Origin of the sequence: Caldanaerobacter subterraneus subsp. tengcongensis MB4, assembly GCF_000007085.1 — a bacterium.
In the GTDB taxonomy this organism is placed as follows: domain Bacteria; phylum Bacillota; class Thermoanaerobacteria; order Thermoanaerobacterales; family Thermoanaerobacteraceae; genus Thermoanaerobacter; species Thermoanaerobacter subterraneus.
This window is the reverse complement of the sequence record NC_003869.1, coordinates 435009-450527: the sequence shown is the minus strand read 5'-3', so window position 1 is coordinate 450527 and position 15519 is coordinate 435009. Positions and strand designations below refer to the sequence as shown.

Annotated in this window: 20 protein-coding genes; 10 read left to right on the top strand and 10 right to left on the bottom strand. The window is 32.9% G+C overall.

Annotated elements, in window-relative coordinates:
* Positions 1 to 4 precede the first annotated feature (4 nt).
* From TTE_RS02100 to TTE_RS02090, 3 genes are read left to right on the top strand one after another with little or no spacing between them, the layout of a single operon-like run.
* On the top strand, positions 5 to 361 hold the full coding sequence (locus tag TTE_RS02100; RefSeq protein ID WP_011024876.1) for a GntR family transcriptional regulator: 357 nt from the start codon (positions 5 to 7) through the stop codon (positions 359 to 361).
* A complete protein-coding gene (locus TTE_RS02095) occupies positions 354 to 944 on the top strand; it encodes a hypothetical protein (protein ID WP_011024875.1) in 591 nt (196 codons plus the stop codon). Before TTE_RS02100 ends, TTE_RS02095 begins: the two co-directional genes overlap by 8 nt.
* On the top strand, positions 944 to 1738 hold the full coding sequence (locus TTE_RS02090) for an ABC transporter ATP-binding protein (protein ID WP_011024874.1): 795 nt from the start codon (positions 944 to 946) through the stop codon (positions 1736 to 1738). Before TTE_RS02095 ends, TTE_RS02090 begins: the two co-directional genes overlap by 1 nt.
* A gap of 169 nt (positions 1739 to 1907) precedes the next feature.
* Here TTE_RS02090 and TTE_RS02080 read toward each other — a convergent pair whose 3' ends face one another.
* Genes TTE_RS02080 through TTE_RS02070 form a run of 3 tightly spaced genes read right to left on the bottom strand, consistent with a single transcriptional unit; the run spans position 1908 to position 4272 of the window.
* A complete protein-coding gene (locus TTE_RS02080; protein ID WP_011024873.1) occupies positions 1908 to 2393 on the bottom strand; it encodes a hypothetical protein in 486 nt (161 codons plus the stop codon).
* Between the two features lie 23 nt (positions 2394 to 2416).
* Positions 2417 to 3142: a SurA N-terminal domain-containing protein gene (locus tag TTE_RS02075; protein WP_011024872.1), complete on the bottom strand. Its 726-nt coding sequence runs from the start codon at positions 3140 to 3142 to the stop codon at positions 2417 to 2419.
* A gap of 38 nt (positions 3143 to 3180) precedes the next feature.
* Positions 3181 to 4272, bottom strand: coding sequence for a WD40/YVTN/BNR-like repeat-containing protein (locus TTE_RS02070; protein ID WP_041587099.1), 1092 nt, complete (start codon positions 4270 to 4272; stop codon positions 3181 to 3183).
* A 328-nt stretch (positions 4273 to 4600) separates the two neighbouring features.
* On the opposite strand from TTE_RS02070, the gene TTE_RS02065 reads away from it, so the two are divergent.
* Positions 4601 to 5068, top strand: coding sequence for a L,D-transpeptidase (locus TTE_RS02065; protein WP_011024870.1), 468 nt, complete (start codon positions 4601 to 4603; stop codon positions 5066 to 5068).
* Positions 5069 to 5141: 73 nt separating this feature from the next.
* Here TTE_RS02065 and TTE_RS02060 read toward each other — a convergent pair whose 3' ends face one another.
* Both TTE_RS02060 and TTE_RS02055 read right to left on the bottom strand, forming a co-directional pair.
* The gene (locus TTE_RS02060) at positions 5142 to 5885 is read right to left on the bottom strand and encodes a hypothetical protein (protein ID WP_011024869.1); all 744 of its coding nucleotides are present in this window, start codon (positions 5883 to 5885) and stop codon (positions 5142 to 5144) included.
* Positions 5886 to 6074: 189 nt separating this feature from the next.
* Complete coding sequence (locus TTE_RS02055) at positions 6075 to 6290, bottom strand: copper amine oxidase N-terminal domain-containing protein (RefSeq protein ID WP_011024868.1); 216 nt, start codon at positions 6288 to 6290, stop codon at positions 6075 to 6077.
* A gap of 283 nt (positions 6291 to 6573) precedes the next feature.
* Between TTE_RS02055 and TTE_RS02050 the strand changes: the two genes are divergently transcribed.
* From TTE_RS02050 to TTE_RS02040, 3 genes are all read left to right on the top strand, one after another.
* Positions 6574 to 6762, top strand: coding sequence for a hypothetical protein (locus TTE_RS02050; protein WP_226990181.1), 189 nt, complete (start codon positions 6574 to 6576; stop codon positions 6760 to 6762).
* Between the two features lie 5 nt (positions 6763 to 6767).
* Positions 6768 to 7136 (top strand): sigma-70 family RNA polymerase sigma factor, encoded by a 369-nt coding sequence (locus tag TTE_RS02045; protein ID WP_011024866.1) that lies wholly within the window; start codon positions 6768 to 6770, stop codon positions 7134 to 7136.
* Positions 7137 to 7224: 88 nt separating this feature from the next.
* Complete coding sequence (locus tag TTE_RS02040; protein ID WP_011024865.1) at positions 7225 to 7863, top strand: hypothetical protein; 639 nt, start codon at positions 7225 to 7227, stop codon at positions 7861 to 7863.
* A 49-nt stretch (positions 7864 to 7912) separates the two neighbouring features.
* Here TTE_RS02040 and TTE_RS02035 read toward each other — a convergent pair whose 3' ends face one another.
* Positions 7913 to 8497: a hypothetical protein gene (locus TTE_RS02035; RefSeq protein WP_011024864.1), complete on the bottom strand. Its 585-nt coding sequence runs from the start codon at positions 8495 to 8497 to the stop codon at positions 7913 to 7915.
* Between the two features lie 362 nt (positions 8498 to 8859).
* Here TTE_RS02035 and TTE_RS02030 point away from each other — a divergent pair, with 362 nt between their 5' ends.
* The gene (locus TTE_RS02030; RefSeq protein ID WP_011024863.1) at positions 8860 to 9561 is read left to right on the top strand and encodes a hypothetical protein; all 702 of its coding nucleotides are present in this window, start codon (positions 8860 to 8862) and stop codon (positions 9559 to 9561) included.
* Between the two features lie 43 nt (positions 9562 to 9604).
* Here the strand turns inward: TTE_RS02030 and TTE_RS02025 are convergent, their stop codons facing one another.
* The gene (locus TTE_RS02025; protein ID WP_031313889.1) at positions 9605 to 10228 is read right to left on the bottom strand and encodes a copper amine oxidase N-terminal domain-containing protein; all 624 of its coding nucleotides are present in this window, start codon (positions 10226 to 10228) and stop codon (positions 9605 to 9607) included.
* A gap of 464 nt (positions 10229 to 10692) precedes the next feature.
* Between TTE_RS02025 and TTE_RS02020 the strand changes: the two genes are divergently transcribed.
* Positions 10693 to 11934 carry an IS110 family transposase gene (locus tag TTE_RS02020; protein ID WP_009609769.1) on the top strand — a complete coding sequence of 414 codons (1242 nt, stop codon included), beginning with the start codon at positions 10693 to 10695 and terminating at the stop codon, positions 11932 to 11934.
* Positions 11935 to 12410: 476 nt separating this feature from the next.
* Here TTE_RS02020 and TTE_RS02015 read toward each other — a convergent pair whose 3' ends face one another.
* Positions 12411 to 12605 (bottom strand): copper amine oxidase N-terminal domain-containing protein, encoded by a 195-nt coding sequence (locus TTE_RS02015; RefSeq protein WP_050724069.1) that lies wholly within the window; start codon positions 12603 to 12605, stop codon positions 12411 to 12413.
* 237 nt (positions 12606 to 12842) lie between these two features.
* Between TTE_RS02015 and TTE_RS02010 the strand changes: the two genes are divergently transcribed.
* Positions 12843 to 13790, top strand: a complete 948-nt coding sequence (locus tag TTE_RS02010) for an AEC family transporter (RefSeq protein WP_011024859.1) — start codon at positions 12843 to 12845, stop codon at positions 13788 to 13790.
* Here the strand turns inward: TTE_RS02010 and TTE_RS02005 are convergent.
* Together TTE_RS02005 and TTE_RS02000 are read right to left on the bottom strand one after the other, a co-directional pair.
* Positions 13773 to 14717: an alpha/beta hydrolase gene (locus TTE_RS02005; RefSeq protein ID WP_011024858.1), complete on the bottom strand. Its 945-nt coding sequence runs from the start codon at positions 14715 to 14717 to the stop codon at positions 13773 to 13775. The two genes, TTE_RS02010 and TTE_RS02005, sit on opposite strands and share 18 nt — an antisense overlap.
* Positions 14718 to 14753: 36 nt before the next feature.
* Positions 14754 to 15509 (bottom strand): DUF429 domain-containing protein, encoded by a 756-nt coding sequence (locus TTE_RS02000; protein ID WP_009610558.1) that lies wholly within the window; start codon positions 15507 to 15509, stop codon positions 14754 to 14756.
* Positions 15510 to 15519 lie beyond the last annotated feature (10 nt).

Here is a 15519-nt window from a genome sequence, read left to right as displayed (position 1 = left end):
AAAGATGTTAAGAAAAGTTGATAAACACAGTGGAGTACCTGCTTATTTACAAATAGTAAATATGATAAAATCCGAAATCTTACTGGGAAATCTCCAAAAAGGCGCTCAATTGCCTTCCGTAAGAGATTTGCAGGTAATTTTCGATGTCAATATAAACACTGTCTTGAAAGCGCTAGAAAAACTCAAAAACGAAGGGTATATAGAATCAGAACAGGGAGTCGGCTATTTTGTAAAAAAAGACATTGATGTAAACAAAGAAGTAATAGAGATAATAAGAGAATGTGTGTCAAAGCTCAAAAATGGCCGGATAGACTACTATACAGCAATGTTAATTTTTGAGGAGGTCTGGAAAAATGAATGAAATGATAAGTAAAATGGACGTGTATATACAAAAAGAAGTAAAAGAAAAAGCTGTACGAATATTTCTCCTTACTTTTCTTCTTCTTATACCGGGGATATTCATAAAAACGATAGTTTTGTTGTTTCTTTCTGCCAGCTTTATAGTATACGATATAAGGCACCAGAACGCAGAACTTCTATATTTTCTGCCTTTTTCCAGAAAGGAATTGTTTTTCTACAATCTCATTTTATTGAGCCTAATTGTAATTGCAACATCCAATATTTCTGCTATCTTTGTAGGTATTACTTTAATAGACAAATTAAAAATAATTTTACAAAGTTTAATCCTTCTCTTTGCAATATTTGGGCTTCAAATGACCTTTTCAGGATTTGAAATGGACGGCCTTGTCTGGAGCGTACTGATAGTGCTTTTAGACATGATTTTTGGATATATTGGCAGCCCGAATATAAACAGCGCTCTATTTAATCCCTACAGCTTAGTAAGCTTTACCAGACAGGGAAACTTGGTTTTGTCATTTATATACTCTTCTCTAATCTCCTTTTTGGGTTATTGGTCATATGTAATAAAAGGTGGTGAAAATTAATGTATGTAGTAGAAGTAAAAAATTTAAGCAAACAAATAGATGGGAAACAAATACTCTCAAGTGTCAGCTTTAAAGTACAGGAAGGAGAAATAATGGCACTTGTGGGTCCAAATGGCGCAGGAAAAACTACAACATTAAAATGCATAATGAATGCTATGAAAAAAGACTCTGGTGAAATATTCATATTTGAAAAGCCTTTTCACCCCTCCATAAAAAAGGATATAGCCTTCGTCACAGAACACAGAAAGGTCTTTAGCAATTTACAGTTAGCAGATTACTACAAAATGTACAAAACATTATACCCTTTGTGGGACGATACTTTTTTTAAAAATTTTCTTTCCAAATATGGATTCAATCTAAATGATGAAATGCAAAAATTTTCAAGAGGTCAAAAAACTCTAATACTTGCAATTCTGGCTTTCTCAACAAATGCAAAACTCATAATACTTGATGAGCCTACACAGCACCTTGACCCAGCTACAAGATTTGAACTAATTGAAATTATAAAGCAGTATGTCAATGAGAAAAAAGGCACAATACTTCTTTCATCCCATGAAATATTTGAATTAGAAGAATACGCAACAAGTTTTGCTATAATAAAAGATGGGAAAATACTCTATACAGACTCAATAGATGAGGCAAAACAAAAGCACAGAATAGTTAGTCTAAACGAAAACATAAAAGGGGCAAAAGTAATTGCAGTAATGAATAACGAAGTTTTAGTACAAACCGAAGAAGATATAGGCGAATATCCTCGTCTAAATCAAATAATCGTAGGCTACCTAAAATCCTAAGGGGACAGTAATAGGCCAAAAACCTGTCCCCCTAACAAACAAAGCAAACAAAAGGGAACGGTTCCTTTTGTCTGATTTTTAAATGCATAAAAAATATTAGTGGCTTGCTTTGGAAACTTTTCCATAAAGCAAACCGCTTTTTTTGGTAATTTAACCTTTTGAGGTTTTCTTATTCTCCCAATTTCCACAGTTCTTCTATATACTCGAAATTTACCTCCACATTTAATATCTCATACGTATTATGGCTGACATATAAAAACAAACGTCTATTTATTATATCCGGAAATATTTCTAAAACATGGGGGTTATCCTTTGAAATAGCTATAGCTAAATCATAAATTTTGTAATCTTTTTCCCCTTCAAAATAGATTGAATATCCATTTGTCCGGTAATCATAATTTGCATAGTTTCTTTCATTGCTTTCCTTTAAATCAAAATTTTTAAAATACCTGAGTATTTCTTTTATCTTATCAGGATTTTTTATTGTTTTTACCTTAAAATCAAAATCTTGGTATTTTATTATCATAACTTTATTGAAAGATATTCCTGAATAATGCGAAAGAATTAGATTATTAAAAGTTCCATTTCGAGGGTAAAAAGCATATATCAGCAAAAATGCCAAAGAGAGCAATAGTATTATAAAAAATTTTTTCATTCTCCTCTCCTGCCTTTGCACATTCATTCCACTTTAAATCCTCTAAACATATCTTTATACTTCTTATTAATCGATATTTTAGCCTGTTTTACATATTGATCTATTATATTGTCAAAATACTTTTTATACTCATTTTGCACCTCTATAGTCATTTTATCCGTTTTCTTCAATTCCCCATTTTTAATTCCTTCATCGACTATCGCATTGTACAGCTTATCAAAAAGCAACATTCTTTTTACATTGTATCTTTCATAATCGTTCCAGTATTCCTCATATGTCATGCCACTTGCAGAAATTAACTCTTTCAATTTTTTCTCCGCTTCAGGAAATTCTTTAAATTGTTGTTTCTCTTTTTCAATATATGAATTTATTTCATCTTCCGATACCTTTAGATTGTATTTCATAGCAAGATATTCTTTTACTTTCTCTCTCACCAATTTATTCAAAACAAAATTATTTATATCATTTATTTGTTCGTCTGATGCCAATGTCAACCCTTTACGCAATTCAAATTCATTTTTATATATTGGTATACCGTTAACCTCTGCAATTATATCCCCTTCGTTGACTTTCAATTTACCCTTATCACCCTTTAAAAAACTGCCTACTTTTTCAATAATTTTATTAAACTGTGATTGATTTGGCCCATCCCCTGCACTAACCCTCGACACTGACAATCCAAGGGCAATTATACTCAATGATAAAACAATGGCAAAAGCGATTAATAAAAAAGTTTTTGTTTTCCTCATTACACTCTACCTCTTGATATCCCGATACCTTAATTATCTTAAAATTTCTTATCCCACGTATAACCGCCATTTTCACTGTAAAATAAATTTGTTCCGGTTGAGGTTGAAGCTAAAGCCCATCCTATTTTATTGTCTATAAATTGAATCTGAAATGTATTTTGCGGAATATTTAGCTTTTTCCATGTATGCCCTCCATTATTTGTTTTAAGTAATTGATTTTCAAATAAAACGTACCAGTTTTCTTTATCCAATACGTAAATTTTTCTAGGAGAATTCTTATATATAAAAGAAGTCTTTTCTCCCCAACTGTTTCCATTATCTTTGCTCACTAAAAACAGTATTGCAAAATCCTTTTTCACATCATCAAATGCAGATATTGGCCAAATTATTTCACCATCAACAAATTTAAGAGAATATACAGAAATATATTTATCATTCAATTTTGAAAGTAAAGGAATATCTTTCTTATTCCATGTATATCCTCCGTCAGTTGTCATGTATAAACTAGACTTTCCCGGATCCCGCCTTTCTGTTGCAATAAAACCGGTCTTTGCATCAGGTAAAAAAATGAAACTCTTTTTTTCTCCCTCATAGGGAAGCGGATTGGGAGATGCTGAAGTGCTGTTAGGTAATTCTCCTTTGTGAATTAGCGTCCATTTATTGTTTATTAATCTATACACATCTACAGGTACATTCCCAGATGCAGGACCATATTCTTTTAGGACCCAACCTTCATATTTTCCATTAGAATTTATAAAAAATAATTTACCCATATCAAAAGGCACTTCATCAGCATCCCAGTTTTTACCTCTATTTTCTGTCCTGTAAAGAGTCCCATTAGAATAAAGTATCCAGCCATGATCCGAATCCATAAAAAACCATCCGCGAATATCACCTATGCCAGAAGTCGAAGTAGTAATCCATGTACTACCTCCATCAATTGTAATAAATACTTTATTTTCTCCCATATTTTCTCCAATAGCCCATCCATTATTTCTATCTATCATTTGGAAATATTGAAAATTAGGAATTAGTTTGTGAAACGTATTACTCTCCTTAACCTCTCTTTTTGTTTGGCATCCGCCAAATAACAAAGTTAAAATTATCAAAATTACAAGAGCTTTTTTCATTCCTCACCAAAACCTCCCATAAATTCTTCTACCAACATTATACCATTATTTCGTTTGTCAGATATTACAAATTGGTTACAAATTATTAAATTTTTATTAATTCCCCTTAATAATTTGCTTAGAAAATAGCCTTAAAGCTCCATATTTCGCAGCAGGCAGTAAATAAAACAAAGAAAAAAGCATTGAAAAAAATGAGAGAATTTTTAGGAGAAGATTTTTTAGATGGGTTGTAAATTAGCATATAAAACTCTCTTTAATAGGTAGAAGGGTAAATCGGCCGATTAGTCCTTTGAAAGTAAAAAATAAAAGAAAAAGGAGGAAATCTAAAATGTGGAAAATAACGATTGACCTATATAAAGATAGGTATAAAGAAGGAGTTTTAAGACTATGGACATATTCTACCATATCCGGTAAATATATTGAAAGATATAGATGCCCTTGTTTGGGTAGGGGAACAACATATCCAGACTCCCCAGATAGTTGGAAATATATTAACGGTAACACTCCGACAGGAACCTGGGATGCTACAATAGATGGAATTGGTGATCCTGAAGTTTATGGTCCTAATCCAAGAATAGCTCTAACTTCCATAAGCGGAAATGCATATATTGCAGAACATACTTATGGTAGAAGTGGATTTATGATACACGGGGGAAGGGCTGATTATGAACCACCATTATATCCAACAAATGGATGTATAAGAGTATATGATAATGACCAAGCTGCGTTAGTAAATATCATAAATGCAGATGGTGAAAGTCATGGTACTGTGATAATTAGTGAAAATCTCGGATAAATAGGTTTCGATGTAAATGGCCTAAAGGAAAATTGACCAATTCATTTTTCCTTTAGGCCCTATTTTTTTACTTTTATTTAACTATAAAGCTAAAAACATGTTTCCCATCTGGTATCATGACAAATATTTTATCCCCATCCCATTTTATTAAAGCTTTGCTCATAGAAATTTTCTCTTCTTTTATTTCTCCAATTGTTTTTGTTAAGTTATTGTTTAAATTATAGATTTTTAATGTATGAGCCCCATCTGGTCCTTTTATATCTGCAGAAGGCAAAAAAGCGAATTCATCTTCATTATTGGGATTAAAAGAAATACTCATCATACTCTCATGCTTTGCCTCATTATACCAAAGTATTTTACTATTGTTTGTATCTGTATCTACAATAATACTTATAGGTAAATCTGAGGAAAATTGCACAACAATGTATTTGCCTTCTGAAGAAGCTGTAATATACTCCACACCATCAAATAAATTATACTGCAACGCATATTCTGTTAAATCTGCTGTTTTTATAATGCCATCTTTCAAATATTTAAGTTTTATGTATGTCTTATCCCCATAAGGAGATTGTTCTTTTATCTCCCCATTGCTAGTAAAAATAAACTGATTGACCCAGGCAGTTGTACTGTTGCCGTTATAAAAAATGAATTGAGGAGCACTAGGATTAATATGAGAAGCAGCTTGCTCTTCCTCACTTTTAATTTTTGAAACAGTTTCTGAACCCGAACTATTGTTTTTCTCATAATCACTAAGATTATTATTGCAGCCAGCTAAAAAAAGAACAAACACAACCAAAAAGACGAAAAACTTTTTCAAGATAACTCAACTCCTTTTTGATTAATAGGTTAAACATTATATACCTACCCAATTGTAAAATGAATGATAATATAAACGTATTCTTTTATTAATAATTAGGTATAAATTCAGTCTTACCTTTAATCCAATCCAATTTGGTAATAAAATACCTACTCGAAGCCACTGAACCGTCAGGATATCTTTCTGGTTCTACTTATCCCATTCTACTTCTGCCCCTAGAGCTTCAGCCATCCACTTAATAGGCACCATTGTTCTTCCATTGATAATTTGCGGTGGCACATCCGGTTTAATCTCACTACCATTTACAATTAATTTGATTGTGCTATTTGCAAAAGCAATTATAGTAAAAAATGACACCATTAGAATAGCACTAATAAACAACATCAAACTTTTTTTCAACAGCACTCAACCCCTTTTAATATTTTCTTTTCCAAAATATTTCTATCCTCATTATACCATTATTTCGTCCATCTGATATTACAAATTGGTTACAAATTATTAAATTTTTATTAACTTATCTTAATTTTCCTTAATAAATTCTTTGGAGAATATTGCTATAATAGTTAGTACCAACTATTAACCAACCTTGGACTTTAACTTTTACTTGTAAAAAATTTCTTTCAATAGGTTGTTTTTTATACTAAAAATAGCTCTTTAATATATAGAAGGTGATTTTTCCCATGTGAAGGTGATTAAATTGAAAAATAAATCTCTCACCAGTATAAAACCAAAGGAAAAAGATGAAAAAATATTATTAGAAATTATCGCTAAATTTAAACCTCTAATCAATAAATACAAGAAAAAGCTCGAATATGATGGTGCTGAAGAGGATCTATTACTATGGCTTTTGAAAACAATTACTAAACTTAAAGGGTGATTTTTATGCTCAATATAAATGATAAAAAATTAATCTCATATATCGCAAAAGGTATGAAAAATGAATACATAAGACTTTATAAAAAATATAAGAAGATTAAGGAAAAAGAGATTCCCGTTGAAGATGAAGAAATTATTAGCAGTGACGATGAAAATACTCAAAATATAGAAACCAAGCTTGCAATAGAGGAAGCACTGCAAAAACTAACTCCTTTGCAAAAAGAAATAATAATTGAAACGATTTTATATGGGGAAAAAGAAAAGGAAGTAGCTTTAAAGCTCCATATTTCGCAGCAGGCAGTAAATAAGACAAAGAAAAGGGCATTGAAAAAAATGAGAGAATTTTTAGGAGAAGATTTTTTAGATGGGTTGTAAATTAGGATATAAAACTCTCTTTAATAGGTAGAAGGGTAAATCGGCCGATTAGTCCTTCGAAAAAATAATAAAAGCGAGGTAGATTTTTATGGCTACTTGCCCAACAAACCCAAAACCAAATTATACAACTTTTGTAAACAACTATTTAAGTTATGCACAAACAGCTTCACGCTCCTTACAATTGCCCGTTGCTGCAATATTAGCTCATTGGTATCAAGAATGGGGAATACCAATAAAAAATCCTGCATTTCAAACATGGGCTCCAAGTGGAATATGTGTGAGTGGATATTGTGGAGGTAGTACTGGAAATACATTTCCTATATTTTGTACTTTAAACGACGGTGTGCAAGCTTATATAAAACAAATGAATTATTACAATGATGGCAGTCATATAGACATTTTTGGCTTTCCAACTAAACTTTCAACGTTCTATAACATCGGTTATAAAGCGGGAGGAAAAACAGCAACAGTAAAAAATGATAATGGAAATACAGTAACAGCTCAAGGCGTAACACATTATGGATTAAATGATATTCCTGAGTTCCCAACTCCTCAACAATTGACATATTATGAACATCAAGCTCTATATTCTGTTTTAGAAGCTCTTGGTGCATCTGAATGGGATGCTGGTCATTATTTTAGTGGAACAGATACGCAGCCTGGACAATCTCTAATTAATATTGTAATAAATTCGGGTTGGCAAGATTCTCACAATTATATTTATTAAAGAGGGACTGTAACTTTATCAGTCCCTATTTAATAAAAAATTGTTACATTTACTTTAATGCTCTTTTCCATCCTTCAGGCAAAGGATAACCCTTTATAAATGCTTGCCCATGATATACAGGTATTATACCTGATTCAACAGCAGGTTTTATAGGAACATGCTGTGCAACTATTACTGAACCAGGTGGTATATCACCAAACATAGGCACAGTCGGCCAATACCTACCGTCAGGTGGAAAATATAAGAAAACAACTCCTTGAAGCGTTATGTACAAAAACTTATCATTGGAATCATTGTTAATAGATGTAGGGTCTGTTTTATCATCTTGAGAATAAATATATTTTTGCCACACTTTAGGTAATTTCCAATCATCAAATGAAGCAGAATTAACCCCATAATCTTTCCATATCCCTCCATAAATATCAGAACCGCAAACGGGTATTTGTGACATATCAAAAGATGGACTGTCCTTTAATTGTTTCAAAATTTCTTTTTGAGAAATTGGATTTGCCAAGTCAATGTTTTGAATATTTTTCGCCATAGTCTCCTTAGCTGTATATTTTGTAAATCCCTGGGATATCAATACGCCAATTATTATTCCAAGGATAAAAATTAAAAAATATCTTCCTCTCATCTTATCCCCCCAATTACTGGTTTAAAAACTTTTTAATCTTTCACCCAAGCATCCAATGTTTCTACTCATATTACCATTATACCATTATTTCGTCCATCTGATATTACAAATTGGTTACAAATTATTAAATTTTTATTAATTTTTCTTAATAATTTGCTTATAAAATAACTTTTAAAGCTCCATATTTCACAGCAGGCAGTAAATAAGACAAAGAAAAGAGCATTAAAAAAATGAGAGAATTTTTAGGAGAAGATTTTTTAGATGGGTTGTAAATTAGCATATAAAACTCTCTTTAATAAGTAGAAGGGTAAATCGGCCGATTAGTCCTTCGAAAAATAATTTAATTAAGGAGGAAATAAAGAATGGCAACTTTACTAAAAATATCTACTGGTCCAAATCATAATGCAGATCCTCAAAATGAATGGAATGTTACAGCAAAAAAGTCTTTTCGAGTAATTATAACAGCATATGATGTTTACGGTAACGTTGATACTAGCTATAATAAAATTGTTAACATTTATGCAGATGATGGAAAAGGAAATTACCCCTATCAAATCGGGTCAGCACAAGCTTTGAATGGACAAGCTACAGTATGGTGTAATCCTCTTACAATCATTTATGGAACCAATCCCTTTAGATACATAATAGCACGTGACATTGACGGTCTTCAAAGTCTTCCCATTCGTATAGCAGTTTACTTCTATGTTTATGGTTCTATAGAATTTCATACAAATTGTGATGGGACACTTTCTTATGGAGCACAAACAGCATGTGTACCAAATGGTTTGCCACCAAATAGTATATTTGTTGCTTTACCTGCAACTGGACTATGTAATAAAAGTATATATATTTCCACTTCTTCTACAGGCACTTTTAAAAAATCACAAATACTTGATGTTGGACCGTGGCGAACTAATGATCCTTATTGGAATACCGGAAATTATGGAATTTATCGTGCGGACATTGATATTTCAGATGGTTTAGCTACTCAACTCGGCATTCCATATGGTTGCAACGGTAGCACTCCTTGGGGAGGAGCGTATGTTTTGTGGCGCTTTTCATAATGTTTAAACTATAGGAGATTAAGCAAGAATTTGTTTAATCTCTTTAATTAGGTATAAATTCAGTCTTACCTTTAATCCAATCCAATTTGGTAATAAAATACCTACTCGAAACCACCGAACCGTCAGGATATCTTTCTGGTTCTACTGTCAACTTTACTTCAAAAGCTAATGTTGGTGAATTATTATCATAAGGACCATAATATGCCTTAACATCATATATCCAATAATAATTACTATAAGAAACTTCTTTAATTTCTATTTTTGTCACTGGTGTAGATGGACCTATTATTTCAGGTTTTATTTGCCCCCTAATTTCAGGACTTAAAAATAAACGGGCCACAGCTCCATTTCGTTCTTGCAAAGCATGGGCAAAATTTTCTACAAAATGTTTTGAAGTTTCAGCTGTCCTCAAATAATTGCTAATCAAATCTGTTTCTACTTTTTTGTCAAAAGAGACCTTAACAATTTTCTTCTGTTTATCCCATTCTACTTCTGCCCCTAGGGCTTCAGCTACCCACTTAATAGGTACCATTGTTCTTCCATTGATAATTTGCGGTGGCACATCCGGCTTAATCTCACTACCATTTACGATTAATTTGATTGTGCTATTTGCAAAAGCAATTATAGTAAAAAATGACACCATTAAAATAACACCAATAAACAACATCAAACTTTTCTTCAATAGCACTCAACTCCTCGTATAATATGATTGTAATCCACATTAAAAATTTAATAATAAACACACAAATTAAATCCTTAAAAACCATTTTTACCCTGGTAAAACAATCTCATAATTAAATTTCTCATTTTTATTTAAATGGTCCTTTGTCTCTGATAAACTTAAAAGTAGAAGGTCCCTTTTAAGTTTACTGAGGTATTTTTGACTCACTCCTGTGGCATGCTGGTAAAGCAGCATTACCACTCGGCAAAGACTGAACCTCTGGAGTTATTTGAGTAATACATACTCGTTTGTTGTGCCTCTTTAGCTTATCTGTCCATCGCTTGAGCATCGATGGTCAGGCACCCTATAAGCTAAATCTGAGCACTAATCACGGCGAGGGTGTATTACAAAAACTTAAGAGACAAAGGACCTTCAAAAAACTTTTTGCAAAAAGGAGCGTGAATTTATCCATGAGCTCTACACTTATTGTGGGCATTGATATCTCTAGCGAATTAAATGCTGCTTCCTTTATTGATGAGGCCGGTAACCGCTTAGTTAAAAAAGCTTTATTCTTCCCCAATGATTTAGATGGCGCTCAGCAGCTTATAGATTTCACTATCTCTCTTGCTCAACAGTTCAATATTTCATCCATTAAATTTGGCATGGAAGCTACTTCACACTATGCCTGGCATTTGCATACTTTCCTGGCTTCTTCTCCTGAACTTGCTCCTTTTAATCCTCTATTCTACGTCATCAATCCTTCTATCATTAAATCTTTCAAGGGTGCTTATATCCATCTCCCTAAAACAGATTCTGTTGACGCAACTGTTATCGCTGAATGTGTTAGATTTGGTCAAGTCAAACCAACTCCGCTGCCAGATTTAAGATACGCTGCACTGCAAAGACTCACTCGCATGCGTTATCATATTGTCCGCAGTCTGGTCCGCGAAAAAAATCGCGCCCTAAACCTTATTTCCTTCAAGTTCTCAACCTATCCTTCAGAGTGCCCTTTTAGCAACATATTTGGTAAAGCTTCCTTAGCTATCATTGAAAATTTTACTCCTGATGATATTGCTTCCATGCCTCTTGATAACCTTATCGACTTTATTGTGAAAAACGGCAATAACAGACTCTCAGACCCTACTCAAATCGCCAAAACTTTAAAAGCTGCTGCTAACAGAGCTTACAGGCTTCACCCTGATCTTGCTGAAGCAAACGACTTAGCTCTTTCTATGACACTTGAAAATATTCGCTTCCTTGAATCCCAACTTAAAAAGCTTGACGGCGAGATATCAAGACAGCTTAAAGCTTTTAATCAAACTCTAACTACTATCCCCGGCATTGGGGACGTCCTTGCTGCTGGTATCATCGCCGAAATTGGAGATATCAAAAGGTTTAATAATGAAGCTGCTCTTGCCAAGTATGCCGGCCTCATCTGGAATAAATACCAGTCTGGTAATTTCAATGCCCAGGATACTTCTTTGGTTAAGTGTGGTGATCAGTACCTGCGATACTATCTTGTTGAAGCCGCTAACTGTGTTAGGGTGCACACAGTGAGGTTTAAAGAGTACTACAACAAGAAGTATCGCGAGGTACCTAAACACCAACATAAACGTGCCCTCGTCTTAACTGCTAGAAGATTAATCCCTCTGATCTTTGCAATGCTCAGCAAAGGTCAAATATATCAAGAAAGAGGTGTTGTTAGTATTTAAATACTCTTTTGTTAAAAATTAATAAAGAACTCTATTTTGGAACTTCCAATTCCATTTATTGGCATGTTGGAAGAAGGGTATTTTTTTGTCTTTTTGCCCTTTAAATGCCTCAAAAATTTTTTAATTACCCCCTTGACATTTTACCGTTTGTCTTAAAATATATGTTTTCATTAATTTCAAAATTTATCATCTATATCTTTCTAGCATCATCAATAAGAGTTAAGAGAAACAATTAATATTAAAATTACGATATTGATTGTTATATCTTATTAGCCTTTAGCTACAATAAGCCCAATTCCCTATATCTATTGATGGTATATAACCCATTCAAGAAAACTTTTTCTCTGAAACTTTCTTAAACCCAGACAATATTTCTCTTTAATTAGGTATAAATTCAGTCTTACCTTTAATCCAATCCAATTTGGTAATAAAATACCTACTCGAAACCACCGAACCTTCAGGATATCTTTCTGGTTCTACTTATCCCATTCTACTTCTGCCCCTAGAGCTTCAGCCATCCACTTAATAGGCACCATTGTTCTTCCATTGATAATTTGCAGTGGCACATCCGGTTTAATCTCACTACCATTTACAATTAATTTGATTGTGCTATTTGCAAAAGCAATTATAGTAAAAAATGACACCATTAGAATAGCACTAATAAACAACATCAAACTTTTTTCAACAGCACTCAACCCCTTTTAATATTTTCTTTTCCAAAATATTTCTATCCTCATTATACCATTATTTCGTCTATCTGATATTACAAATTGGTTACAAATTATTAAATTTTTATTAATACAATTTCCATAAAACGGAATTAATTATGTGTTATTTGAAAATTGCACTCCTTTGTGCTATTCTAAAGAAGTAAACTTTATCTTTTTCTCCTAAGGGGTGACTTTTTAATGGAAGTCTTTTTTTCATCAGTCCAAGGAGTTTTAATAATTGTATTCATACTGGCTCTGGGATACTATTTATCTAAGATAGGCTGGTTTGACAGTTTTACAGCAGACCTTTTTGCAAAGCTTGTAATTAACGTATCTTTACCTCTTAATATGATAATAAACATCTCCACAACTTTTTCTAAAGAACAATTGGAACACTCAGTAAGAGGACTTTTGATCCCATTTTTATCTATTCTCCTATCATATGTCATCGCCTACATATTTGCTGAAATTTTTAAAATAAAAAAGGGAAGAAAAGGTGTGTTCGTAGTGATATTTTCTCTTTCAAATACTATCTTTGTTGGGCTCCCTATGGCTCAAGCTCTTTTTGGAGATATAGCAACACCTTATGCCCTTTTATACTACATGGCAAATACAACAATACTGTGGACTTTAGGAGCTTATAGCATTATACAAGATGTGAATGAAAATGAAAAAAATATATTAAACTGGGATACTGTAAAGAGAATATTCAACCCTCCTCTTTTAGGTTTTATAATAGGAGTAATTTTTGTACTTGAAAATATTTCTCTCCCAAAATTTCTCTTTGAAAGCTTTAAAATGATTGGAAACCTCACTACTCCTTTATCAATATTCTACATTGGCATAGTCATTCATGAAATGGGTTTTGATAAATTTAAACTTGACAAAGATGCCATTTTAGTTTTTGTCGGAAGATTTTTAATAACTCCTGCTTTCGTATTGCTTCTAAACATATTCATTCCAGTACCAAAGCTTATGAGAGATGTATTTGTCATAATGTCAGCAATGCCTGTGCTGGTAAACTCTGCAATTATAGCAAGAGTTTACGGAGCAGATTATGAATTTGCCACAAGTATGATCACATATACAACAATATCCAGTGTCGTTATAATGCCCTTTTTGATGGTCTTACTGCGAGTAATTTAATACTCTCTTTCCAATCCATGTAAGAATATCTTCATAAACCTTTTCCCTCTCTACTTCATTGAGAAGCTCATGCCTTTTCCCTGGATAAAGCTTTATATTCACTTGTTTTAATCCTATACTTTTGTAAAGCTCATAGAGCCTCTTTACTAATTTACCATACTCACCTACAGGATCTTCTTCTCCAGAAATTATAAATAAAGGCAAATCTTTTGGTATTGCCAGTAACCTTTGAGGCTTATACAGATTTAAAAGTCCTTTAAAGAAATAATAAAAAAATCCTGCTGTAAAGACGCCCCCACAGTAAGGGTCTTCTTCATATTTTTTAACTTCTTCTTTATCTGTTGAGAGCCACTCAAATTTGCTCAAGCTATCGCCCTTTATCCTTTTATTATAGCTTCCAAATGTAAGTCTATCTAAAACTTTACTCCTCTTTTTCTCACCAAAAAGTGTTTTCTCAATAAAAGCCAAAGCATAACCAAATCTAAGAGGCAATTCCTTAACTGCAGAGGAACCGCTCAATATAACGCCATTAACTTCTTTGCCATACCTTATCATAAACTCTTGAGCCACAAAAGATCCAAAACTATGTCCAAATATGACAATGGGAAGATTTCCGTATTTTTCTTTCAAAAACTTCATTATCAGATATTCATCTTCTACTATCTTATTAAAGCCATCTTTTCCTATGTAACCTACATTATCCAGGCTCCCTGCTGTTTTCCCGTGACCTCTATGGTCATCGGCACATACTACAAATCCTTTTTCATTCATATAACGGGCAAAATTTTGATATCTTCCCCCGTGTTCAGCCATTCCATGAAATATCTGAATAATACCTCTGTAAATTTCTTCCGGCTCCCACAAATGAACATATATATCTGCCCCATCCTCCCCTTTTATAGAAAAACCGTCAAAATTCTCTGCCATCTTGCTCCCCCTCTTTAAACTTTTTCACAATAATATTTATTCTATAAAAATTTCATTTAACCTGCTAAATTTTACAAAGAAAATTTCCATTGGCAGCCCCAAAAGGTCTTTTTCTTTAAAATTTGTAGGGAAAGAGTATATATTTCCCTCTTTCTTAATAGCCAAAATCCCTGTTGCAAGTAAAATCAAAGCATCCACTATATCGTCTCTTCTTAAGCCTTTAATTTTATCTTCAACTATCTCACAGTCAAACTTTCTAAAAAGTATTCTTAAAAACTCCATTCTCTCTTTATACCCTTCCTCATCTCTTTTACTAAATTTTGCTACCTCACCTTTTAATCCTTTAAACGCCACCTCTGGATGAGATTCTTTTAAAAACTTAACCACTTCCGGAATTTTAATTATAAATTCATCCACTTCCTTTATTTTAGGAATAATATTCCAGGCCTGTTTTGACAACCCTTTCCCCAAAATCTTTTTATTTATAGCTAGTGCCTCTTTATAATCTCTGGCCTCAAAAACTTCTCTACAGGGAGGAGAAAATATACTGGAAGAGCGAGGATGCCCAAGAAATTTCCTTGCTTCTTCATCACAGCTTCTATACCTTTTCTCCGAATGAGGAAGACCAATGGGAATATCAATAAGAACAAGTTCTAATTTATCCCTGTAAAAATACCATACATCCTCAATTTTTTTAAAAAATTGCACAAAAGCCTTCCCATTTTTACAAGTAGCTACAGCCCATCCGCCACAAGCACCGTCTATACCTAAAACTCTTTCGTCAATATTCACTGCTATCCCT